This window comes from Methylobacterium sp. WL119, from assembly GCF_008039875.1.
Classification (GTDB): domain Bacteria; phylum Pseudomonadota; class Alphaproteobacteria; order Rhizobiales; family Beijerinckiaceae; genus Methylobacterium.
Map to the genome: position 1 here is coordinate 1 of NZ_VRUU01000045.1, position 22,750 is coordinate 22,750.

The 22,750-nt window shown below is 71.9% G+C and carries 24 protein-coding genes; 11 read left to right on the forward strand and 13 right to left on the reverse strand.

Translation table 11 applies throughout. The features are described from left to right. Nucleotides 1–202 precede the first annotated feature (202 nt). On the forward strand, nt 203–517 hold the full coding sequence (locus FV227_RS16280; RefSeq protein ID WP_147728577.1) for a BrnA antitoxin family protein: 315 nt from the start codon (nt 203–205) through the stop codon (nt 515–517). A 5-nt stretch (nt 518–522) separates the two neighbouring features. Here FV227_RS16280 and FV227_RS16285 read toward each other — a convergent pair whose 3' ends face one another. The 7 genes from FV227_RS16285 to FV227_RS16315 form a co-directional block, all read right to left on the reverse strand. Next, nucleotides 523–1,551, reverse strand: coding sequence for a formamidase (locus FV227_RS16285; protein WP_147728578.1), 1,029 nt, complete (start codon nt 1,549–1,551; stop codon nt 523–525). Between the two features lie 8 nt (nt 1,552–1,559). Then, entirely contained in the window at nt 1,560–2,483 is a 924-nt protein-coding gene (locus FV227_RS16290) for an ABC transporter permease (protein ID WP_147728579.1), read from the reverse strand. A 31-nt stretch (nt 2,484–2,514) separates the two neighbouring features. Beyond that, nucleotides 2,515–3,672 carry an ABC transporter permease gene (locus tag FV227_RS16295; RefSeq protein WP_147859445.1) on the reverse strand — a complete coding sequence of 386 codons (1,158 nt, stop codon included), beginning with the start codon at nt 3,670–3,672 and terminating at the stop codon, nt 2,515–2,517. A 137-nt stretch (nt 3,673–3,809) separates the two neighbouring features. Next, on the reverse strand, nt 3,810–4,910 hold the full coding sequence (locus tag FV227_RS16300) for a BMP family ABC transporter substrate-binding protein (RefSeq protein WP_147728709.1): 1,101 nt from the start codon (nt 4,908–4,910) through the stop codon (nt 3,810–3,812). 192 nt (nt 4,911–5,102) lie between these two features. Next, the gene (locus FV227_RS16305; protein ID WP_147728710.1) at nt 5,103–5,366 is read right to left on the reverse strand and encodes a hypothetical protein; all 264 of its coding nucleotides are present in this window, start codon (nt 5,364–5,366) and stop codon (nt 5,103–5,105) included. Nucleotides 5,367–5,669: 303 nt separating this feature from the next. After that, nucleotides 5,670–6,509 carry a factor-independent urate hydroxylase gene (gene pucL, locus FV227_RS16310; RefSeq protein ID WP_147728711.1) on the reverse strand — a complete coding sequence of 280 codons (840 nt, stop codon included), beginning with the start codon at nt 6,507–6,509 and terminating at the stop codon, nt 5,670–5,672. A gap of 79 nt (nt 6,510–6,588) precedes the next feature. Beyond that, a complete protein-coding gene (locus FV227_RS16315; RefSeq protein WP_147859446.1) occupies nt 6,589–7,989 on the reverse strand; it encodes a nucleobase:cation symporter-2 family protein in 1,401 nt (466 codons plus the stop codon). Between the two features lie 181 nt (nt 7,990–8,170). Between FV227_RS16315 and uraD the strand changes: the two genes are divergently transcribed. The 3 genes from uraD (at nt 8,171) to FV227_RS16330 (ending at nt 9,663) form a co-directional block, all read left to right on the forward strand. Then, nucleotides 8,171–9,055 (forward strand): 2-oxo-4-hydroxy-4-carboxy-5-ureidoimidazoline decarboxylase, encoded by an 885-nt coding sequence (uraD, locus tag FV227_RS16320; RefSeq protein WP_147729942.1) that lies wholly within the window; start codon nt 8,171–8,173, stop codon nt 9,053–9,055. A gap of 83 nt (nt 9,056–9,138) precedes the next feature. Then, nucleotides 9,139–9,363 carry a hypothetical protein gene (locus FV227_RS16325; RefSeq protein ID WP_147859447.1) on the forward strand — a complete coding sequence of 75 codons (225 nt, stop codon included), beginning with the start codon at nt 9,139–9,141 and terminating at the stop codon, nt 9,361–9,363. 39 nt (nt 9,364–9,402) lie between these two features. After that, complete coding sequence (locus FV227_RS16330) at nt 9,403–9,663, forward strand: hypothetical protein (protein ID WP_147859448.1); 261 nt, start codon at nt 9,403–9,405, stop codon at nt 9,661–9,663. 49 nt (nt 9,664–9,712) lie between these two features. Here the strand turns inward: FV227_RS16330 and FV227_RS16335 are convergent, their stop codons facing one another. The 6 genes from FV227_RS16335 to FV227_RS16365 all read right to left on the reverse strand — a co-directional run bounded on the left by FV227_RS16335 (nt 9,713) and on the right by FV227_RS16365 (nt 17,017). Beyond that, complete coding sequence (locus FV227_RS16335) at nt 9,713–10,771, reverse strand: BMP family ABC transporter substrate-binding protein (RefSeq protein WP_147729717.1); 1,059 nt, start codon at nt 10,769–10,771, stop codon at nt 9,713–9,715. A 48-nt stretch (nt 10,772–10,819) separates the two neighbouring features. Further along, complete coding sequence (locus FV227_RS16340) at nt 10,820–11,746, reverse strand: ABC transporter permease (RefSeq protein WP_147843783.1); 927 nt, start codon at nt 11,744–11,746, stop codon at nt 10,820–10,822. 27 nt (nt 11,747–11,773) lie between these two features. After that, the gene (locus FV227_RS16345; protein WP_147859449.1) at nt 11,774–12,859 is read right to left on the reverse strand and encodes an ABC transporter permease; all 1,086 of its coding nucleotides are present in this window, start codon (nt 12,857–12,859) and stop codon (nt 11,774–11,776) included. A gap of 189 nt (nt 12,860–13,048) precedes the next feature. Further along, the gene (locus tag FV227_RS16355) at nt 13,049–14,581 is read right to left on the reverse strand and encodes an ABC transporter ATP-binding protein (protein WP_187274844.1); all 1,533 of its coding nucleotides are present in this window, start codon (nt 14,579–14,581) and stop codon (nt 13,049–13,051) included. Further along, nucleotides 14,581–15,963 (reverse strand): 8-oxoguanine deaminase, encoded by a 1,383-nt coding sequence (locus FV227_RS16360; protein WP_147729243.1) that lies wholly within the window; start codon nt 15,961–15,963, stop codon nt 14,581–14,583. The genes FV227_RS16355 and FV227_RS16360 overlap by 1 nt, the downstream gene beginning before the upstream one ends. Nucleotides 15,964–16,012: 49 nt before the next feature. After that, on the reverse strand, nt 16,013–17,017 hold the full coding sequence (locus tag FV227_RS16365) for a hypothetical protein (RefSeq protein WP_147729244.1): 1,005 nt from the start codon (nt 17,015–17,017) through the stop codon (nt 16,013–16,015). A gap of 360 nt (nt 17,018–17,377) precedes the next feature. Here FV227_RS16365 and FV227_RS16370 point away from each other — a divergent pair, with 360 nt between their 5' ends. The 7 genes from FV227_RS16370 (at nt 17,378) to phnE (FV227_RS16400) (ending at nt 22,746) form a co-directional block, all read left to right on the forward strand. Beyond that, nucleotides 17,378–18,055: a cysteine hydrolase gene (locus tag FV227_RS16370; protein WP_147859451.1), complete on the forward strand. Its 678-nt coding sequence runs from the start codon at nt 17,378–17,380 to the stop codon at nt 18,053–18,055. A gap of 77 nt (nt 18,056–18,132) precedes the next feature. Continuing rightward, on the forward strand, nt 18,133–18,366 hold the full coding sequence (locus FV227_RS16375; RefSeq protein WP_147844746.1) for a hypothetical protein: 234 nt from the start codon (nt 18,133–18,135) through the stop codon (nt 18,364–18,366). A gap of 81 nt (nt 18,367–18,447) precedes the next feature. After that, nucleotides 18,448–19,113, forward strand: coding sequence for a DUF1045 domain-containing protein (locus FV227_RS16380; RefSeq protein ID WP_147859452.1), 666 nt, complete (start codon nt 18,448–18,450; stop codon nt 19,111–19,113). Nucleotides 19,114–19,221: 108 nt separating this feature from the next. After that, nucleotides 19,222–20,013, forward strand: a complete 792-nt coding sequence (gene phnC, locus FV227_RS16385) for a phosphonate ABC transporter ATP-binding protein (protein WP_147859453.1) — start codon at nt 19,222–19,224, stop codon at nt 20,011–20,013. Nucleotides 20,014–20,055: 42 nt separating this feature from the next. After that, nucleotides 20,056–20,991, forward strand: a complete 936-nt coding sequence (gene phnD, locus FV227_RS16390) for a phosphonate ABC transporter substrate-binding protein (RefSeq protein WP_147729660.1) — start codon at nt 20,056–20,058, stop codon at nt 20,989–20,991. A 25-nt stretch (nt 20,992–21,016) separates the two neighbouring features. Next, complete coding sequence (phnE, locus tag FV227_RS16395; protein WP_147859454.1) at nt 21,017–21,901, forward strand: phosphonate ABC transporter, permease protein PhnE; 885 nt, start codon at nt 21,017–21,019, stop codon at nt 21,899–21,901. Continuing rightward, complete coding sequence (gene phnE, locus FV227_RS16400) at nt 21,898–22,746, forward strand: phosphonate ABC transporter, permease protein PhnE (RefSeq protein WP_147859455.1); 849 nt, start codon at nt 21,898–21,900, stop codon at nt 22,744–22,746. Before phnE (FV227_RS16395) ends, phnE (FV227_RS16400) begins: the two co-directional genes overlap by 4 nt. The last annotated feature ends 4 nt before the right edge of the window (nt 22,747–22,750 follow it).

The window sequence follows — 22,750 nt, forward strand, 5'->3', positions numbered from 1 at the left end:
CTCCGGATACGGCGCTCCCCTCTCCCCCCCTGCTCCGCAGGGTACCCTCCCCCGCAGAGGGGGGAGGGAGAACGCCTGGCGGCCAAATCGCCGACGGATTTCCTAGCTGATACGATTCGCGAGACGACCGAGGCCGGCGGGGAGATCGAGGTCATCCGCATCATCTCCGCCCGCAAGGCCGATCGTTCGGAAAGGCGACGCTATGAACACGAAGCTGGTTAGCTACGAGATCGACCTCGCCAATCCGCCGACGCTGAGCGAGGCGCAGACGGCGGAGCTGGAGGCCCTTGCGGCGAAGCCGGACGCGGAGATCGACCACAGCGACATCCCGACCCTGACGGAGGCGTTCTGGCAGAACGCCGTGCGCAACCCGTTCTACCGCCCGGTCAAGACCTCGACGACGGTGCGGATCGATGCCGACGTGCTGGGCTGGCTGCGGGCGCCCGGGCGCGGCTACCAGACCCGCATCAACGCGATCCTGCGCCGCGAGATGCTGGCGGCGTTGAGGAAGGGCTGAGGCCCTCACTCCGCCGCCTCGCGCGCGGCCGGCGCCTGGCCGGCGCCGTAGGAGCGGGTCGGCGCGACGAAGCCGCAGGACGTGCCGTCCACGACCTTTACCTGATCCTCCCACGGCAGCCTGTACCGGCCGGCGGCGAGGTCGTGCATGTAGGTGTAGGGGCAGTCCTGCGCGCCGCCCTTCACCGCCGTGTAGCCGCGGTGGCCGAGCTGGTAGATGTTGTTCTCGACGCCCCAGTGGATCCGCGCCTCGCGCACGAGGTCGGGCCGGACCTCGGCGGTGATGATCTCGTCGACGCGGCCGGTGGTGCCGTGGGCGAGGATCGCCCCGTCGAAGTTGCAGACCATGCCCTCGCCCATCGAGTCGAAGGTGCCGTCCGAGCCGCACAGGCAGACGTTGGCGGTGACCATCAGGTTGCAGAAGGCGTTCGACTGGTTGGTGAAGCGCCAGGATTCGCGGATCGGCGCGGTGTAGCCGGCCGTGCGGATCATGATCTCGGCGCCCTTGTAGGCGCATTCGCGCGCCATCTCCGGGAACATCCCGTCGTGGCAGATGATCAGGGCGAGCTTGGCGCCCTTCGGCCCGTCGATCACCGGGATGCCGAGGTCGCCGGGCTCCCACGGCTCCACCGGCACCCAGGGGTGCATCTTGCGATAGTACAGCTTCACGTCGCCGGCATCGTCGATGATCAGGCCGGTGTTGTAGGGCGCGCCGTGCGGGTTGAGCTCCATGATGGAGAAGCAGCCCCAGATCCGGTTGTCGACGCAGGCCTTGCGGAAGGCGGCGACCTCCGGCCCGTCCATCCGGCACATCAGCTCCGGCCGGGTGTCCATCGACAGGCCGTGGAGCGCGTATTCGGGAAACACCACGAGATCCATGCTCGCCATGTTGGCCCGCGCCTTGGCGACCATCGCCACGATCCGGTCGGCCTGCGCGCCCAGGTCGGCCGGCGTCTCGACCTTCGGCAGCTTCAGCTGGACGAGGCCGACGACGACGCCGTTCGGGGATTTGTTCAGCCCACCGAGACCGTTCATGCGAAACCTTATTTCGAGAGGGAGAGCTCGCCCGGCGCGCCGGCCAGCGCCCGGTCGGGCGACGAGGTGGCGATCAGCAGGGCCAGGGTGAGGACGTAGGGTGCGGCGTAGTACAGGTAGTAGCCCTGCGTGACGCCGACCGATTGCAGCGCCGGCCCGAGCGCCCCGGCGCCGCCGAACAGCAGGGCCGCGGCGAAGCACGCGAGCGGGTTCCAGCGGGCGAAGATCACCAGCGCCACCGCCATCAGCCCCTGGCCCGAGGAGATCCCCTCGTTCCACGAGCCCGGATAGTACAGCGACAGGTAGGCGCCGCCGATCCCGGCGAGCACGCCGCCGGCGGCGGTCGCGAAGAGCCTCACGCGGTCGACGTCGTAGCCCATGGCACGCGCCGCGTCGGCGCTGTCGCCGACGACGCGCACGATCAGCCCGGCCTTGGTGTTGCGGAACGCCCACCACAGGAACACCGCGAGCGCGGCGCCGACGAGGAACAGCACGTTGACGCGCAGCGCCGCCTGGATCTGCGGCACGTCCGACCAGAACCCGAACGGGATCGCCGGAAGCGGCGGCGCCGAGGGCTGGATGAAGGCCTTGCCGAAGAAGAAGGCCAGCCCGGTGCCGAACAGCATCAGGGCGATGCCGACCGCCACGTCGTTGACCCGCGGCAGGCGGCAGACGAACCCGTGCAGCAGCCCGAAGGCGCCGCCGGCGAGCCCTGCCACCGCGACGCCGGCCCAGGGCGAGCCGGTGAGCACCGCGGTGGCGTAGGCCGACATCGCGCCGAACACGAGGGTGCCCTCGAGGCCGAGGTTGATCCGCCCCGAGCGCTCGGTGATGGTCTCGCCGAGGCTGACGAACAGGAACGGCGTCGAGACGCGGATCGCGCCGCCGACCACCGCGATCAGGACGCTCCAGAGCCCGAGATCGCCGCTCATCGCCCGCCCTCCGCCGCGCTCATGCGGGAGCTCATGCGGGCGCTCCCGCCGGCAGCGCGGCGGCGGCGCGCTTGGTGGCCCACAGGTGCGGGCTGAACAGGTGCAGGCGCCCGTAGAGCGTCTCGCTGGCGAGCACCACGAGGAACAGCAGCCCCTCCAGCACCAGCACGGTGGCGTCGGGCAGCTGCATCCGGCGCTGGATCAGCCCGCTCGACGCCTCGATCCCGCCGAGCAGGAACGCGACCGGCATGATCGCGATCGGGTTCTGGCGGGCGAGGAAGGCGACGAGGATGCCGGTGTAGCCGTAGCCGGCGGCCAGCGTGCCGTTGGCGGTGCCCTGCACTGCGACCACCTCGAAGAACCCGGCGAGCGCCGCGAAGGCGCCGCCGAGGGCGGTGAAGCCGACGATCAGCCGCCCGACCGGCAAGCCCTGGATCTGGGCGGCGCGCACGTTGCCGCCGGCGATCCGCGCGGCGAAGCCCAGCGTCGTGCGGTCCATCAGCACGTAGGCGACGAGGCAGGACAGGACGCCGACGCCGAGGCCCCAATGCACCCCGATCCCCGGCATCGGCGCGAGCATGAAGGCGTCGCCGACGGGCAGCGTCGAGGGCTTGTTGAGGCTCGCCGGATCGCGCAGCCAGCCCTCGATCAGGTGGTTGGAGAGCGCGATGGCGATGTAGGACAGCAGCAGGCTCGAGATCGTGGCGTTGACGCCGCGATAGGCCTGCAGGAAGCCGACGGCGCCGATCCAGACCGCGCCGACCAGCGCCGCGGCGAGCGCCATCAAGGGGATCGCGAGCGCGGGCGGAAGGGCTGCCAGCGGCTGGGCCGCGGCGGCGGCGCTGAGGCCGCCCAGCACGATCGCCCCCTCCCCGCCGATCACCACGAGGCCGAGGCGGGCGGGCAACGCGACGCAGAGCGCGGCGAACAGCAGGGGCGCGGCGCGCTGCAGGCTGTTGCCGAGCGCGAAGGACGAGCCGAAGCCGCCGCGGTAGACGATGTCGACGAACTGGAGCGGCGACTTGCCCAAAGCCGCCAGGAACAGCCCGAACAGGACGAAGCCCGCGAGCGCCGCGCCGACCGGGATCAGGAACGCCTCCGAGCGCCGCGCCAGCCAGGCCCGGGCCTGAAGGCCGCGCGCCGGCGGATCCGCCGTCTCGACCGGTGCCACAGCGGCGTCCGCGACCATCCCGCACCTCCGAACCGGTTCCACCATCCTGCGACGCGTGCGGCAGGAAGCGTGCCAGCCCCGCAACCGGGCCGGTGCAAGCCTTCGCCGTCCCTTCCCTCCCCCTCTGCGGGGGAGGGAGAGCGTCGAACCGTGCCTCAGACCGAGCCCTTCACGCCCGCGACCAGGTAGTTCGTGCTTTCCAGCTCGGCCGCCTTCTCGGGGTAGCCCTTTCCGGCGGCGAGGATCTCCTTGCCCGCATTGTCCTTGAGCGGTCCCTTGATGATCTGGTAGCCGCCCTTCATCATCTCGGCCTTGACCGCGTCCGCGTTCTTGCGCGCCGCGTCGCTGACGCCCGGGCCGTAGGGGCTCATCTTGACGTAGCCGTCGGCGAGGCCGCCGCGGACGAAGTTCTCCGGCACCTTGCCGGCCTGCATCGCCTCGACGAAGCCCTTGTAGATCGGCAGCCAGTTCCACTCCGCCCCGGTGAGGTACTTCTGCGGCGCCAGCGGCGACTGGTCGACGTGGTAGCCGCAGACGAAGGCGCCCCGGCGGGCGGCGGTCTCCACAGTCACCTTCGGGCTGTCGACGTGGCAGGTGACGACGTCGGCGCCACCGTCGATCAGCGCGTTCGTGGCCTCGGCCTCCTTGACCGCGAGCGACCATTCGCCGGTGAAGATCACCTGGCAGGTGATCGACGGGTCGACGCTCTGCGCGCCGAGCAGGAAGGCGTTGATGTTGTTGAGGACCTGCGGGATCGGCTTGGCGGCGACGAAGCCGAGCTTCTTCGACTTGGTGGCGTGCCCGGCGGCGATGCCGTTGAGGTACTGCCCCTGCGCGATGTAGCCGAAATAGGAGCCGGCGTTCTTCGGGTCCTTGTCGGTCCACAGGCCGCCGCAGTGCCGGAACTGGATCTTGGGGTTCTTCTTGGCCTCGGCGACCATGTAGGGGCTGTAGTGGCCGAACGAGGTCGGGAGCAGCAGCGTCGCCCCGTCGAGGTTGATCATGCTCTCCATGGTCTTCTCGACCGCGTTGGTCTCGGGGACGCGCTCCTCCTCCGTGACCTCCAGGCCGGGCATGCCCTTCAAAGCCTTGGCGGCGAGGGCGTGGGCCTGGTTGTAGCCGTAATCGTCCTTCGGCCCGACATAGATGAAGCCGGCGGTGAGCGTGCCGGCGGCGCGCGCCCGCGAGAGGGGCGTCAGCGCGAGCGCGGCGGCGCCCCCGAGGAGGTGCCTGCGCGAAAGCGAATGATCTGCCAAGGCCGTCTGCTCCGTCCCGAATGCGGGGCGAAGTCTAGGCTTGGCCGCAACACCGGCGAAGCCGAGATTTTCGGCATCGTCGGCGTCGTCGCGGCTCAGCGCGACGCCTGATCGACTTGGATCAGGCGCCTAAAATCGGTCCTGCCACTGCGAATCTTTTCGGCAAAGCTCGTGGCGGCGTTCGGACCGACCTCAGCGGCTGCGATAGGCCCGCGCGTCGCGGCCGTCGCGCAGGGAACCGGTGACGAGGCCGTCGTCGACCCCGTAGACGCTCCGCGCGTCGCCACGCGGGGTGCGGCCCGCGGCGTCGAGGGCGTTCGGGATGGCGGCGCGGCCTTCGAGGCCGCCGGGCGCGAGCGCGGGCGGGATGCCGGCGGGCGCGTTGTAGCTCTGGGCGAAGGCGGTGGTGGACAGGGCGAGCCCGAGGGAGGCGGCGAGGATCAGACGTGCGGTCATGGGAGGCATCCGAGGTTCGATCGGTCGGCGACCCCGTGGTCGCCGACGCTCTCGGATCTAGATTTTCACCAGACCTGCCTTTGGAAAGGGCCGTGAATGCTGAAGTTTTAGCCTGATTTCCAGGGAATACCCGCCGCGGGCGGATCGAACGGGCCGGCTCGGCCGAACTCTAAGATTAAAAGACGCATTGAATCAAATACTTAACAGAGAAATCGGTCGCCGCTGCCCTGTTATTCGGCATCTGGCACGCTTCTTTCGCGGAGCGTGCGGTTCGGCACCCGGCTCGTCGCTGCGGGTGCCGGGCTAGCCCCGGCCGATGGTCGCCACGATCTGCCCGTGCGGCTCGTCGGTCGGCAGGAACACGGTGTTGGCGTTCGCAAGCCCGAACGGCGCCAGGTTGATCGGGATGTAGTGCTTGTTCGGCATGGCGAACCCGATCTCGCCGACCTCGGGAATCGCGGCCAGCACCGTCTCGCCCATCCGGTACATGCTGTCCTGCACGCCAAGGCTGTAGGTGGTGCCGAACACGGTGAGCAGGTGGGTGAGGATGTCGGCGTTGGCGGCGGCGTAATCGGCCGGCGGCCGCGTCCAAGTCCAGGTCGCGTCCATGGCGGTGGCGGCGATGCGGTCGGTGGTGTCGGGCAGGGTGCGGTAGCCGTCGTCGACGAAGTCGGACCAGCCCGATTGCGTGGTCTTCATGAAGGTGAAGTTGCGCAGGCCCGATTGCAGCACGCGCGCGCCCCGGCTCGCGACGAGCCGGACGAAGCCGGTGCCGTTGGCGTCCAGCGTGAAGGTGTGGCCGTGCGGCTCGCCCGCGACGGCGTAGCGGAGCCAGCGCGTCTCCAGCCCCTCGATCGTGACCTCCTCGATCTGGGGATAGGTGTCGAGGAACACCGCCGCGACCGCCTCGACGAAGGCTTCCTTGTCGAGGGACAGGTTCTTGGCCGCGGTGACGTTGACGATGTTCTTGACGCTGTCGGTGGCGACGCAGGCGCGGTTGTCGCCCGCGGTCCAGGCGGCGTCGAAGGCGCCCTTCATCAGCACGGTGAGGGTGAGCTCGCGCGGGGTGTGGTGGTCGCCCTCGCGGGTCAACCGCATGACCCGGACGCGGCCCTTGCCGTAGGTCGAGGCGATGAGCGGCATGGAGGTCTCCGGTTCGGCTGGAGGTTCGTCGGAGCGTCTTCGCCGGATCGCGCGGACGGGCGCGATCCGGCGACGGGCGTCAGTGCTCGGAGGCCGCGGCTTGGCGCAGGGCCGCGTCGCGGGCGTCGGCCGTGCTGCCGAGGCCGTTGAAGAACAGGTTGAGGACCACCGCGGCGATCGCGCAGAGCAGGATGCCGGATTCGAGCAGCGGATGCAGCGCGTGCGGCATCTGCTTGAAGAAGTTCGGCGCGACGAGCGGGATCATCCCGAAGCCGACCGAGACCGCGACGATGAACAGGTTGTTGCGGTTGCGGGCGAAGTCGACCGCGCCGAGGATGCGCGCTCCGGTGGCGCCGACCATGCCGAACATCACGAGGCCGGCGCCGCCGAGCACGCATTGCGGCACCGCCTCGACCAGGGCGGCGAGCTTCGGGATCAACCCGAGCCCGAGCATGATCACGCCGCCGACCACGGCGACGTAGCGGGTGCGCACGCCGGTGACGCCGACGAGGCCGATGTTCTGCGAGAACGAGGTGTAGGGAAACGTGTTGAACACGCCGCCGATGATCGTGCCGAGTCCGTCGCCGCGCAGGCCCTTGGTCAGGCGCCTCTCGTCGACCGGGTCGGCGCAGATCTCGGCGAGCGCCAGGAACATGCCGGTCGACTCGATCATCACCACGATCATCACGATGCACAGCGTCACCACCGAGACCGGATCGAAGGTCGGCAGCCCGAAGGCGAAGGGGCGCACCACGTCGAACCACCCGGCGGTAGCAACGTGCGAAAGGTCGACCAGCCCGAAGAAGCCGGCCGCCAGCGTGCCGACGACGATCCCGATCAGCACCGAGGCGGAGGCGACGAAGCCGGTGCCGTAGCGGGTGATCGCCAGGATCACGCAGAGCACGAAGGCGGCGATCCCGAGGAAGACCGGCGCGCCGTAGCTCGGGTTGCCGACCCCGCCGGCCGCCCAGTTCACGCCGACGCGCATCAGCGAGATGCCGATGACGAGAATGATCGTGCCGGTGACCACCGGCGGGAATAGCGGCAGCAGCCGCCCGACGAGCGGCGCCACCAGGAACGCGACCAGCCCGGCAGCGATCACCGCGCCGTAGATGCCGGTGAGCCCGATCTCCGGGCTCGCGCCCATGGCGATCATCGGCGTGACGGCGGCGAAGGTCACGCCCATCATCACCGGCATGCGGATGCCGATGCCGGGCAGGCCCCAGCTCTGCACCAGGGTGGCGAGGCCGCCGGCGAACAGGTCGGCGCTCACCAGCATCGCCACCTGCTCCGGCGCCAGCTTCAGGGCGCGCCCGACGATCAGCGGCACCGCGACGGCGCCGGCATACATCACCAGCACGTGCTGGAGGCCGAGGAGCCCGAGCGCGAGGGCGCCGACCCGGGCGACCGGCGCGGTGGCGGGCCCGAGCGGCACCGGACCGCTCTCGGGCAGGACATCCGGGTGGGCCGTGTTCGACATCGGCGAACGCTCCAGCAGGCCGCCGGATCGGTCCGGCTGCCGAGGACAGATCCTCGCGCAAGGCATGTGCCAGCGCAGGCCCCGCAGGGGCGGGCGATCGCGCGGCCGACGCGCCCGACGGACGCGCCGCTTGGCCCGTTGCCTGCTACCCTCGGCCGCGAGACCCGACGCGCGAGGCCCGATGACGATTCCCCTGGCCGACCTGAACGCGATGGCGGAGGCCGACTTCGTCGCCGCCCTCGGCGCGGTGTTCGAGCACGCGCCCTGGGTGGCGCAGCGGGCGGCCGCCGCGCGCCCTTTCGCCACCGTCGACGCGCTGTACGGCGCGATGCGCGCCGCGGTGGAGACGGCGCCCGACACGGCGCGCCTCGCGCTGCTGGCGGGCCATCCCGAGCTGGCGGGCCGCGCGGCGCGCGACGGCGCCATCGCCCCCGATTCGATCGCCGAGCAGGCGGCGGCCGGGCTCGACCGGATGTCGGACGCGGAATACGCGCGCTTCGAAGCGCTCAACGCGGCCTACCGCGCGAAATTCGGCCTGCCCTTCATCCTGTGCGTCAAGCGGCACGGGCGCGCCGCGCTGCTCTCCGCCTTCGCGACGCGTCTCGACTCCGACGCCGCGACCGAGCGGCGGACCGCCGAGGCCGAGGTCCTCCGCATCGCCGCGATCCGCCTGAACGCGCTGGTCTCCGGCGAGGGGCCGCTCAGGACGATGGGGCGGATCTCGACGCACGTGCTCGATACGGTGAGCGGGCGCCCGGCGGCCGGCGTCGCGGTGAGCCTCCACGAGATCGTCTCGGAGACCGAGACGGCCCTGGTGGCGCGGGCCGTGACCAATGCCGACGGGCGCACCGACGCGCCGCTCGTCGGCGGCCGGCCGGTGCCGATCGCGGTCTACGAGCTGCGCTTCGCCCTCGGCGACCATTACCGCCGGCTCGGGCTTTCGCTCGCCGAGCCGCCCTTCCTCGACGTCGTGCCGCTGCGCTTCGGCGTCGCGGAGCCGGAGGGGCACTACCACGTGCCGCTGGTGGCGACGCCGTGGAGCTTCCAGACCTATCGCGGAAGTTGAGCCGCACCGCGGAAAATCGTCTTCCTGGGGCGCACCGCGGCGGGGTTCGCGCGTTGTCGGCGCAGATCCCACGAGGAGCCGCCATGCTGCGTTCCGCCCAAGTCCTGATCTTCTCGCTCTGCCTCGGCTGCGGCTTGGCCGGCGCGGCCTCGGCCCAGTCCGTCGGCGCCCCCGCCGGGCGCGTCGCCGCGACCGCCCCGGGCGGCACGGTCGGCAAGGCCGGGGCGCGCAACCGGATGGAGGCGATCCGCAGCGGCGACGCCTACGGCCGGCGCCGGATGCGCCACCACCGCCGCCACCGGCGCTGAGCCGCCCGCGCCCCTCACGCGATCACGGAGAACCCATCGATGCGCCTCGCCACCCTCACGGCCCTGACCCTCGCCGCCGGCCTCGGCCTCGGCGGCTCCGCCTTCGCCCAGTCGACGGGCGCCCCTGCGGGGCTCGACCCCGCGACGGCGCCCGGCGGCACCGAAGGCCGCGCGGGCCCGCAGAACGAGATGAACGCCGTCCGCGACGGCGACGCGGTGGCGGTTCCGCCGCCGGCGGGCGGCGTCACGACGGAGGCGCCGCCGCGCCGGGACGACGTGCCGCCGCGGCCCCGCTACTGAACCGGACGCGCGGGCGGCCCCCCGCTCGCGCGCCGGAGACGGCGGCCCGCTACTGCGGCAGCTTGTCGTCGATGCCCTTCACGTACCAGTTCATGCCGAGGATCATCGGGTCGGGCGCGTCCTCGCCCGCCTTCACCGCGACCGTGCCGTCCTGCTTCGTCACCGGGCCGGCGAAGGGGTGGACCTTGCCCGACGCGATGCCGGCCTTGGTCTCCTCGGCCATCGCCTTCACGTTGTCCGGCATGTTGGTGAAGGGCGCGAGCACGACCATGCCGTCCTTGATGCCGCCCCAGGTGTCGTGGCTCTTCCACGAGCCGTCGAGCACCGCCTTGGCCTCGCCGATCACGTAGCCGTCCCAGTCGTCGGTGATCGAGGTCAGCTGCGCCTTCGGGGCGAAGCGGAACTGGTCCGAGGACTGGCCGAAGGCGAGCTTGCCGGCCTTCTCGGCCTCCTGCAGCGGGGCCGCGGAATCGGTGTGCTGGGTCAGGATGTCGGCGCCCTGCGCGAGCAGGGCCTTGGCGGCCTCCGCCTCCTTGCCCGGGTCGAACCAGGTGTTCACCCAGACGATCTTGAGCTTGACGTTGGGGTTCACCGACTGGGCGCCCAGCATGAAGGCGTTGATGCCGCTCACCACCTCGGGGATCGGGAACGAGGCGATGTAGCCGACCGTGCCGGACTTCGAGAGCGTGCCGGCGATCTTTCCGCAGACGTAGCGGCCCTCGTAGAAGCGGGCCGAGTAGGTCGAGACGTTGGCGCTGCGCTTGTATCCCGTGGCGTGCTCGAACTTCACGGTGGGGAATTTCTTGGCGACCTTCAGGGTCGGCTCCATGAAGCCGAACGAGGTGGTGAAGATCAGCTTGGCGCCCGAGCGCGCCAGCTTCTCGATCGAGCGCTCGCTGTCGGCCTCGGGCACGCTCTCGAGAAACATGGTCTCGACCTTGCCGGGCATCGCCGCCTCGAGCGCCTTGCGGCTGAGGTCGTGCTGGTAGGAATAGCCGTAATCGGCCACCGGGCCGACATAGACGAAGCCGACCTTGAGCTTGTCGTCGGCCCGCGCGGCGGGTGCGAGCAGGAGAGCAGCCAGGATGGCGCCGGTGATCGTCCGCATGGTCGTCGATGTCCCCAAGGTCGATACCCCCAACATGGCCCCCGCCTTCTAGCGGTGGGGCGTGAATTCGCGGCCCAGGGCGGCGGGCGCCAGCGAGCCGCCCTGGCGCCGCCCGAGGGACAGCAAGACCAGGGCCAGGATCGTCGCAACGTAGGGCAGCGCCGACAGCGCCTGCCCCGGCAGGCCGAGGCCCGCGGCCTGGGCGTGGAGCTGGAGCACCGTCGCGCCGCCGAACAGCAGCGCCCCGGCGGCCACCCGCAGCGGGCGCCACGAGGCGAACACCACCAGCGCCAGGGCGATCCAGCCGCGCCCGGCGGTCATCCCCGGCGACCAGAACGGGGTGTAGGCGAGCGACAGGTAGGCGCCGGCGAGCCCGGCGCAGGCGCCGCCGAACAGGACCGCGAGGACGCGGACCTTGCGCACCGGCAGGCCGAGCGCGTGCGTCGCGGTGTGGTCGTCGCCGATGGCGCGCAGCACCAGCCCGGCGCGGCTCCGGCCGAGGAACCACCACACCCCGAGCACCAGGGCGACCGCGACGTAGACGAAGGCGTCCTGCCCGAAGAGCAGGTCGCCGACGAGCGGCAGGTCGCTCAGCCCCGCCAGGTGGAGGTGGGGCGCCGGATCGCGCTTCATCCCGACGTAGCCGGTGCCGACGAGGCCCGAGAGCCCGAGGCCGAGGATCGTCAGGGCGAGGCCCGAGGCGACCTGGTTGGCGGCGAGCCCGACCGTGAGGATCGCGAACAGCCCCGACAGCGCGAGCCCGGCGCCGGCGCCGCCGAGCGCGCCGGCGAGCGTCGAGCCCGTCTCGGTGGCGACCGCGAAGCCGGCGGCGGCGCCGAGCACCATCATCCCCTCGGTGCCGAGGTTGAGCACCCCGGAGCGCTCCGCCACCAGCTCGCCGATCGCGGCCAGTATCAGGGGCGTGGCCGCGGTCAGCACGGTGACGAGCACCATCTGGACGATGTCGAGGGTCATGGCCGCCTTCTCACCATGCCCGGCGCCTCACGCGGTCCGCCGGGGGCCGCCCGGCACGAGCCGGACGCGGTAGCGGGCGAGCACGTCCGCCCCGAGCACGAAGGCGAGCAGCAGCCCCTGGAACGCGCGGGTGAGGTCGAGCGGCAGCTTCAGGTCGATCTGGGCCGACTCGCCGCCGATCGTGGTCAGCGCGATCACCCCGGCGGCGACCAGGATTCCGGGGGGGGACAGCCGCCCGAGGAAGGCGACGATGATCGCGGTGAAGCCGTAGCCCGGCGAGATCGTCGGCTGCAGCTGGCCGATCTTGCCGGCCACCTCGCAGATGCCGGCGAGCCCGGCCGCCGCCCCCGAGATCGCGAAGACGGCGAGCGTCAGGCGGGCGTCGCTGAAGCCCGCGAACCGCGCCGCGCGCGGCGCGGCGCCGACGACGCGAACCTCGAAGCCGAACAGCGTCCGGGCGAGGACGAGCGTCGCGACGATCACGGCGGCGAGCGCGATCAGCACGCCGGCATGCAGCGTGTCGCCCTCCATCAGGTAGGGCAGCCGCGCCGCCGGATCGAACGGCACGCTCTGCGGGAAGTTGAAGCCCGCCGGATCGCGCAACGGCCCGCGGGCCATGTAGTCGAGCAGCAGCTCCGCGACGTAGACCAGCATTAGGCTGGTCAGGATCTCCGAAACGCCGAGGCGGACCTTCAGGAGCGCCGGGATCATCGCGTAGGCGAGGCCCGCCAGCGTGCCGGCGGCCAGCATCGTCGGCAGGATCCAGGCCGTGAAGCCCTCCGCCCCTTGCGTCGCGACGCCGATCCAGCCGCCGGCCAGGCCGCCGACCACGAACTGGCCCTCGGCGCCGATGTTCCACAGGCTCGCCCGGAAGCAGAAGGCCAGCCCCGTGGCGACCAGCGCCAGCGGCGCCGCCTTCAGCGCCACCTCCTGCAGCGACCACACCTCGCTCAGCGGGATGACGAAGTAGGTCGTGAACGCGGCCCCCGGCGCGACGCCGAGCAAAGCCACCGCGATCCCGCCGACGAGCACGGCGCCGGCGAAGGCGATGACCGGCGACAGCGCCGAGAGCACGGCCGAGCGCCGGGCGCGCGGGCTCAGATCGAGGCGCATGGGAGGCTCTGAACAGTCGGAAAGAATCGCGGGCGGCTCCTCCCTCCCCCCTTTGCGGGGGAGGGCGGGCCTCGCGTCAGCGAGGGTCGGGAGAGGGGAGCGACGGTGCCGGACGCGGCGCTCCCCTCTCCCCCCCTGCTGCGCAGGGTACCCTCCCCCGCTTCAGGGGGAGGGAACAACGCCGCAGCTTCACGCATGCGATCCGCCCATTAGCAAGCCCACCGCCTCGCGGGTCGTCTCGCCCGCCGGGACCGGCTCGGAGAGGGTGCCGGCATGCAGCACCGCGATCCGGCTCGCGATCTCGAACAGCTCGTCGAGGTCCTGGCTGATCACCAGCAGCGCGGCGCCGCGGGCGGCGAGATCGATCAGCGCCTGGCGGATGCGGGCGGCGGCCGAGGCGTCGACGCCCCAGGTCGGCTGGTTGACCACCAGCACGCCGGGCTCCGCCTGGATCTCGCGCCCGACGACGAACTTCTGCAGGTTCCCGCCCGACAGGGTGCCGGCGGCGGGGTCCGGGCCGGCCTTGCGCACGTCGAAGGCCGCGATCACGGCGGCCGCGAGCGTGCGCGCCGCCCCGCGCCGGAGCAGGCCGAAGCGCGCGAGCGGCGCGGTGGCGTGGCGCGAGAGCACCGCGTTCTCGGACAGGCTCATGCCCGGGGCGGCCGCGTGGCCGTTGCGCTCCTCGGGCACGAAGGCCGCTCCGCGCCGGCGCCGCGCGTTGATGTCGAGCCGCCCGACGGCCGCACCGTCGACGACAACCGCCTCGGCCCGCGCCGCGGCGGTCTCGCCCGAGAGCGCGGAGAAGAACTCCGCCTGCCCGTTGCCGGCGACGCCGGCCACGCCGAGGATCTCGCCGCCCCGGACGGTGAGGCGGATGTCGGCGAGCGCGGTGCCGTGCAGGCCGGGCGCCGGCAGGGACAGGCGATCGAGGACAAGGCGCGGCGGGCCGAGCGCGGCGCCGGCGCGGCCGGTCACCGCGCCGACCTGCGCCCCGACCATCAGGGCCGCGAGCGAGCGGGCGCTCTCCCCCTGCGGATCGCAGGCGCCGACGACGCGCCCGTGGCGCAGGATGGTGGCGCGGGTGCACAGGCGCCGCACCTCGTCGAGCCGGTGCGAGATGTAGAGCAGCGCCCGGCCCTCGTCGCGCAGCCGCTCCAGCACGGAGAACAGCTGCTCCGCCTCGCCCGGCGTCAGCACCGAGGTCGGCTCGTCGAGGATGACGAGGCGCGGGTCCTGCAGCAGGCAGCGCACGATCTCGATGCGCTGGCGCTCCCCGGCCGAGAGCGACCAGACCGGCCGGGCGGGATCGAGGTGCAGGCCGTAGGCCGCCCCGAGCGCGGCGATCCGCTCGGCAAGCGCCCTGCCCGAGAGGGTCTTCGGCATGACGAGGGCGATGTTCTCGGCCACCGTCAGGTTCTCGCAGAGCGAGAAGTGCTGAAACACCATCCCGATGCCGATGGCGCGCGCCGCCTCGGGGTCGGGCAGCTGCACGATGTCGCCCTTGTGGGTGACGACGCCCTCCGTCGGCTCCAGCAGCCCGTAGAGGATCTTCATCAGGGTCGACTTGCCGGCGCCGTTCTCGCCGAGCAGCGCGTGGATCTCGCCGGCGCGGATCTCGAGGTCGACGCCGTCGTTGGCCTTGAAGTCGCCGAAGCGCTTGACGATGCCGTAGGCCCCGTAGAGCGGCGCGGTGCCGGCGGCGGGCGACGGCACGGCCGCCATCAGGCGCCGCCGAGGAGGCTGAGGGCGAGCCGGCCGTGGTCCTCGCGCAGCTTCCGCGTGTCCATGCCGACGGGGTTTCCGTCGACCACCCGCCACCGGCCCGCGACCATCACCCGGTCGGCGCGGTGCGCGCCGCACAGCACGAGCGCGGCCAGCGGATCGTGCGCGCCGGAGAAGCGCAGCGCGTCGAGGGTGAACAGCGCAAGGTCGGCCTCGCGGCCCGGCTCGATCCGGCCGATGTCGTCGCGCCCGAGGCAGCGGGCCGAGCCCTCGGTCGCCCAGCGCAGGGCGTCGAGATGCGTCACCGCTTCGGCGCCGTAGGTCAGGCGGTTGATCATCAGGGCGTGGCGCACGCCCTCCATCAGGTTGGAGCTGTCGTTCGAGGCCGAGCCGTCGACGCCGAGGCCAACCGGCGCGCCCGCCGCCTCCAGCTCGCAGGTGCGGCACTGCCCCGAGGCCAGCGTCATGTTCGAGGTCGGGCAGTGGCAGACGCCGACGCCGGCCTTGCCGAGCCGGCGCACCTCGTCGTCGTTGAAGTGGATGCCGTGCGCGAGCCAGGCCCGCGGGCTCATCCAGCCGACCTCCTCGAGGTAGTCGACCGGCCGCTGGCCGAACATCTCCAGGCAGTAGGCGTCCTCGTCCAGCGTCTCGCCGAGATGGGTGTGGAGCTGGCAGTCGTGGCGGTCGGCGAGCGCCGCGCTCTCGCGCATCAGCCGCTTGGTGACGTTGAAGGGCGAGCACGGCGCCAGCCCGATCCGCACCATCGCGCCGGGCTTCGCGTCGTGGAACAGGTTCAGCACCCGCTCGCTGTCGGCGAGGATGGTGTCGTCGTCCTGCGTCAGGCAGTCGGGCGGCAGGCCGCCGTCCTTCTCCGACAGGCTCATCGAGCCGCGGGTGACGAAGGCGCGGATGCCGAGGCTGCGCGCCTCGTCGACCTGCACGTCGACGGAATCCTCGAGCCCCTTCGGGTAGAGGTAGTGGTGGTCCCCCGCCGTGGTGCAGCCGGAGAGCAGCAGCTCGGTGTAGGCGAGCCGCGTCGCGAGCCGGAACGCGTCGGGGGTGATCTTGTCCCAGACCGTGTAGAGCGCCTTCAGCCACGGGAACAGCGGCTTGTTGATCGCCAGCGGGTGGGCCCGCGTCAGCGTCTGGAAGAAGTGGTGGTGGGTGTTGATCAGCCCGGGGATGACGACGTGGCGCGAAGCGTCGAAGGTCTCGTCCACCGGCGCGGCGGGCTGCGCGCCGGCCGCCACGCGCTCGACGATGCGGCTGCCCTCGACCACGATGCCGCCGCCGGCGTCCTCGGCGAGGATCGCCAGCGGATCGCGAATCCACAGGCGCCGGAGCGTTTCGTCCCCTCGGGGCCTGGCGTCGGATCCCGTCATGCCGTCTCCCATCCCGTCACGGTCGTGCGATCGGCGATCCAACCGGCGATCAGAAGATGTGGAACGCGACGCCGGCGAGGAAGCTCTTCTCTTCCGTGCCCTTGAACGTCGCCGTCTCGACGTTGCCGAACTTGTTCAGCCAGTACTGGAAGCCGATGAAGGCGTCGACCTTGTTGGGCTGGTCGTAGATCAGCTTGCCCACGTCGAGCACCAGGTTCGTGCGCGACAGGAATTCGAGGCCGCGCTTCGGGTTGAAGGCGAAGTCGGCCACGTTCTGCACGCCGCGGCCCTTGGGCAGCACGATGTTGTTGAAGCCGGTCAGGCTCAGCGGCAGGTTGGTGAAGGCGAGGGGGAAATTGTAGACCACCTCGAATTCCGGCACCACGTCGAAGCTCTGGTCGCGATCGGGCTGCAGGTTGAAGCCGTTGCGGTTCCATTCCTTGTAGGCGTGGACCGACAGGTTCAGGAATCCGGCCGGCACGTCGAAGGAGAAGTTGAGGCCGCCGACCACGTCGCGCTTCTTCGAGCCGAACGCGTCGTTCTGCGAGTTCGCGTCGAAGCCGAAGGCGAGGGAGATGTCCTTGACGATGCCCGGCAGCGTGAACGCCTTGGAGTTGGTCAGCGCGTTGAGGCTCAGGGTGCCGCGATAGAGGCCGTAGGCTTCGGTGTTGCCGTAATCGGCGAAGAACGGCGCGCCGACGCTGCCGGGCGGGTTCGTGGTGCCGGCCGGGAATTGCGAGCCCGACTTGAGGATGTCGAGCGAGAAGAAGTTCGTGCCGTAGGCCCAGGCGTCGGCATGCGAGATGTTGTAGATCTGCTTGGGCGCCTCGCGGCTGACGAACGAGCCGTCGGCCTTCTGGATCTGGACGCCCGGCGACACGGTCGGGAACTGGTAGCGATAGCTGAACTGCGTGTCGGCGAAGAGGAAGAACGGCGCCTCCTTGGCCGGAGCCTCGACGGGCGCCTTGTCCTTCTTCGCATCGAGATCGGCCGCCGCGCCGTATCCCACCAGACCGAGCGACATGGCCGCTGCAACGAGTCCCCGAGCGATCATGTCTGCCCTCTCCGTGCCGAAAATCCGGTGAGCAGGCAGCAACCGATATGCCAGCGCGTGCCACCTGGGCGAGAGGCGGCGGCCGAGTCATAATTCGGCAACAGGTTTGCCGGCCGAGCGCAGGCGCCCGCTCCGGCGGGTGCGGCGGCGGCGACCCTGAAACGCGCGACGCGGCGGCCGGGCTCGCACCTCCGGCGGCGCGTCGTCCGCCGACGAACGCGCCACCGCCCATGACGTCGGCAGCATGCGCACAACATTCGAGCAATGTCGGGCAGTATTTGCGGATGCATTCCGCGCCATCGCCCGACATCGTCGCGTCGTGCGCCGCCGAGCCGGCCGCAGGACGGGAGATTCGCGCCGATGGTGACCGTGGATGCCGAGCCGGGCCCGCTGGCGATCGACCTGGCGACGACGGCGCTGGTGATCATCGACATGCAGCGCGACTTCCTGGAGCCCGGCGGCTTCGGCGAGAGCCTCGGCAACGACGTCTCGCTGCTCGCCGCCGCCGTGCCGCCGGCGCGGGCGCTGCTGGCGGCGGCGCGGCGGGCCGGCCTTCTCGTGGTCCACACCCGCGAAGGGCATCGCCCCGACCTGTCGGACGCGCCCGCCGCCAAGATCGCCCGCGGCACGCCGTCCGCCCGCATCGGCGCGCCCGGGCCGATGGGGCGCATCCTGATCCGCGGCGAGCCCGGCCACGACATCGTCGCCGACCTCGCGCCCGCCCCCGGCGAGCCGGTGGTCGACAAGCCGGGCAAGGGCGCGTTCTACGCCACCGACCTGGCCGAGATCCTGGCCGCGCGCAGCGTCGCCACGCTGCTCGTCTGCGGCGTTACCACCGAGGTCTGCGTCCACACCACCGTGCGCGAGGCCAATGACCGCGGCTACCGCTGCCTCGTGGTGTCGGATGCCTGCGGCTCGTACATCCCGGCCTTCCACGCGGCCGGCCTCGCGATGATCGTGGCGCAGGGCAGCATCTTCGGATGGGTGTCGGATTCGCATCGCGTCGTCGCCGCGATCGCCGCCGGCCGCACCGCATGATCGACCACGCCCCGAGCCGCCAAGCTTGGCCCGGTTATTGCCCGGCGAGCGCGACAGATGAAGCAGGAGTTCGTTGGATGCGTACGGTCTTGGCAAGCACCCTGTGTCTCGCGTTGCTGACGACGTCGGGCCTCGCGCAATCCTACACCGCGCCCGCGCCGACCGACGTCCCGTCAAGCGGCACGAAGAGCCTCAACAAGGCCGACCGCAAGATCGCCTGCACCCAGGAAGCCGACCGCCGCAACATGCGCGGCCTGAGCCGGCAGCAATATCGCGCCGCCTGCCGCAACCGCCCGATCCCGCGGGGCTGAGCGGCCGCGCCTTGCCGAGCGGGCGATCGGGTTCTATCCGCGCCGGGCCGTGACCGATCCACGCCCGAAGCGAGTGCCCCGGTGGACGCCCCGACACGCTACGCGCTCTACGTCACGCCGGAGCCCGGATCGGCGCTCGCCGCCTTCGGCGAGGCGGTCCTCGGCGATGCGCCCCTGCCCGGATGGGACGCGGCCGCGCGCGCGGCGCTCGCCGCCGTCACCGCGGCGCCGCGGGTCTACGGCTTCCACGCGACGCTGAAGGCGCCGATGCGCCTCGCCGCGGGCCGGACCGAGGGCGACCTCCTCGCCGCCTGCGCGGCGCTGGCGCAGCCCCGCGCGCCCCTGGCGGTCGGGCCCCTCGCGGTGACCCTGCTCGGGGACTTCGTCGCCCTGGTGCCCACCGCGCCGCCGCCCGGGCTCGGCCTGCTCGCGGCCGAGTGCGTCGCCGCCCTCGACCCGTTCCGGGCCGGTCTCACCCAGGCCGAGCGGGCGCGCCGCCAGCCGGAGCGCCTCGACGCGCGCCGCCGCGCGCTCCTCGACCGCTGGGGCTATCCCCACGTCTTCGAGGCCTTCCGCTTCCACATGACCCTGACCGGCCGCCTCGCCGGCGACGCCCGCGAAACCTGGCGCGCCCGCCTCGCGGCGGCCTGCCCCCCGACGTCGCTGACGATCGACGCGATCACGCTGCTGCGCCAGGACGGCGCGGCGCCGTTCCGCCTCCTGCGCCGGATCCCGTTCGCTGCGTAGCCGCACGGCGCGCCCGTTCACGACGAAACCGCGGGTCGCGGCGCGGCTGTCATCCTATCGTCGCGCGCGACGGGTCTACCGGCGCATCCCTCGCGGCGGACGGCACGCATGCTCATCGTCGATAGCCTCACGCGGCGCTACGGACCGCGCCTCGCGGTCGACCGGATCTCGCTGCGGATCGAGCCGGGCAGCTTCGTCGGGGTGATCGGGCGCTCGGGCGCCGGCAAGTCGACCTTCCTGCGCATGCTCAACCGCCTCGCCGAGCCCTCGGCCGGGCGGATCCTGTTCGACGGGCTCGACGTCACCGCGCTCCGGGGGCGCGACCTGCGCCGCTGGCGCGCCCGCTGCGCCATGGTGTTCCAGCAGTTCAACCTGGTCGGCCGCCTCGACGTGCTGACCAACGTGCTGATGGGGCGCCTCGCCCACGCCCCGAGCCACCGCGCGCTCCTGAAGCTGTGGTCGGCCGAGGACCGGGCGCGGGCGCTCGCGGCGCTCGAGGCGTTCGACATGGCGGGCTTTTCCGCCCACCGCGCCGACCAGCTCTCGGGCGGGCAGCAGCAGCGGGTCGCGATCGCCCGCGCGCTGGTGCAGGAGCCCGACATCATCCTCGCCGACGAGCCGGTGGCCTCGCTGGACCCGCGCAACACCAAGCTGGTGATGGATGCGCTCGCCGACGCCAACCGGCGCCTCGGCATCACCGTGCTGTGCAACCTGCACTCGCTCGACCTCGCCCGCGCCTATTGCGACCGGCTCGTCGGCCTCTCCGACGGCCGCGTGGTGTTCGACGGCGGCGCCTTCGACCTCACCGAGGACGTCGCCAAGCAGCTCTACGGCCTGGAGGCCGGCGAGGTGATGGACCGGGCGCCGCACGCGGTCGAGCCCGCCGCCCTCGTCGCCTGACCCCAGACGAACCCCGTGCCACGCCCCTTCCCGGAGATGATGATGCTCGACCGTCGCACCCTCGTCGGCGCCCTCGCGGGCGGCCTGGCCGCGCTCGCCCTGCAGCCCGCCCTGGCTCAGGATTGGAAGGCGACGGTGCCCGAGATCACCCTCGGCGCGATTCCCGTCGAGAACGCCACCGGCACCACCGACCGCTACGCGCCGCTCGCCGCCTACCTCACCAAGGCGCTCGGGGTGCCGGTGAAGCTGCGGGTCGCCAACGACTACGCCGCGGTGATCGAGGGCCAGCGCGCCGGCAACATCCAGATCGCCTTCTACGGCCCGGCCTCGTTCGCCCGCGCGGTGATGACGGGGGTGAAGGTCGACCCGATCGTCAACCAGAAGCACGATAACGGCGCCTCGGGCTACTACTCGGTGCTCTACGTGCGCGCCGACAGCCCGTACCGGACGATCGCGGACCTGAAGGGCAGGAACCTCGCCCTGGTCGACCCGAACTCGACCTCCGGCAACCAGGCCCCGCGCTTCTTCCTCAACAAGAGCGGCCACGACGTCGACGCGCTGTTCGGCAAGACCGTCTACGCCGGCAGCCACGAGAACGCGGTGCTGGCGCTGACCCAGGGCACGGCCGACGCCGCCGCCAACCTGTGGAACTCCGAGACCGATTCCGTCGTCACCCGCATGGCCGCCAAGGGCATGCTGAAGAAGCCCGACGGCACGCCGCTGAGCCCGTCCGACTTCCGCATCGTCTTCAAGTCCGCGTTCCTGCCCGAGGGCCCGTTCGCGATGCTGTCCAGCCTGCCCGCCGACCTGAAGCGCAAGATCGTCGAGGCCTTCGTCGCGCTGCCGACCGCCGACAAGGCCGCCTTCGACCGCCTCTCCGACGGCAAGGACCTCGGCCTCACCCCGGTGACGCTGGAGGATTACCAGCCGATCATCGAGATGCTGAAGTTCAACGACGCGCAGCGCCGCAAGTCCTGATCCCGGGACCGGACGGGTCGCCGCCGTGAGCGGGCGGATCGCGCCGCTGCCGCCCGAGCGGGCGGCGGCCCTGGCCGAGGCCTACGGGCGCGCGGTCGCGTCGACCCGGCGGCGGAGCCTGGCATTCCTCGCGGTCGTCGCAGGGCTGCTGGTCCTGTCGGGCCTGATGGCCGAGGTGCGCCCGCTGGTGCTCGCCGACAACATCGGCAACCTCACCGCCTATCTCGGCCGCATCCTGCCGCACCTGACGCTCGCCGACCTGCGCGGCGACCTCGCCGAATGGTACTGGGGCCTGCCGAAATGGGCGGCGCTCCTCGGCGAGACCCTGCTGATGGCCTATCTCGGCACGCTGCTCGGCGGCGTCGGCGCCTTCCTGCTGTGCTTCGGCGCGGCCGCGAACCTCGCCCGCACCCGCGCCGGCCGCTTCCTGACGCGCCGCGCCCTCGAGGTCCTGCGCACGGTGCCCGAGATCGTGTTCGCCCTGCTCTTCGTCATCGCCTTCGGCCTCGGCCCGATGGTGGGCGTGCTGGCGCTCGCCCTCCACACCACGGGGGCGCTCGGCAAGCTGTTCTCCGAGGTGGTCGAGAACATCGACATGAGGCCGGTCGAGGGGCTGACCGCATCGGGCGCCTCGCGGATCCAGGCGATCCGCTTCGCGGTGCTGCCGCAGGTGCTGTCGAGCTTCGCCTCCTACGGGCTGCTCCGCTTCGAGATCAACGTGCGCGGCGCCGGGGTGATGGGCTTCGTCGGCGCCGGCGGCATCGGCCAGGAGCTGCTGGTGGCGATCCGCAACTTCTACGACGCGGACGTGAGCGCGATCCTCCTGATGATCGTCGCGACGGTGATGGCGATCGACCTCGGCACCGAGCGGCTGCGCCACCACCTCATCGGGGCGGAGGGCGCGCGATGAGCCGGCCGCCGCGTCCCGTGGACGTCGCCGCCCTGCGCCGGCGCCACCCCGACGCGTTCCGAACCGCGTGGGGCGCGCGGCTCGCGACGCTCGCGACCCTGGCCGCCCTCCTCGGGCTCGCGGCGTTCGCGATGGTGCGCCTCGACTTCTCGGCCACCCGCATCGTGAGCGGCCTCGGGCGGCTCGCCGAGTTCTCGCTGATGATGCTGCCGCCCTCGGCCGGCGGCCGCTTCCCCGATTTCCTGCACGCGCTCGGCGAGACCCTGGCCATCGCCTTCCTCGGGACGCTGGCCGCGGCGCTGGTCGCCTTCCCGCTGGCGCTGCTCGCGGCCCGGAACGTGGTGCCGAACCCGTTCGCGCATTTCGCGGTGCGCCGCGGCCTCGACGTGGTCCGCTCGGTCGACGTGCTGATCTGGGCGCTGGTCTGGATCAACGTCGTCGGGCTCGGGCCGTTCGCCGGTGCGCTGGCCATCGCCTGCTCCGACGTCGGGGCGCTCGGCAAGCTGTTCTCGGAGGCGGTCGAGACCGTCGATCGCTGCGACGGCGAGGGCGTCGCGGCCTCCGGCGGCGGCGCGCTCCACCGCATCCGCTTCGGCCTCGTGCCCGCCGTCCTGCCGGTGCTCGGCAGCCAGGTGCTGTACTTCTTCGAATCGAACACCCGATCGGCGACGATCATCGGCATCGTCGGCGCGGGCGGCATCGGCCAGTACCTGAGCGAGCTGATCCGGGTGCTCGAGCTGCAGCAGGTCGCCTGCCTCGTGCTGATGATCCTCGTCGCCGTGGCGGCGATCGACGCCGTGTCCGGCCGGCTGCGCCGGGCGCTGATCGGCGGGCCGGCGCGGTAGGCCG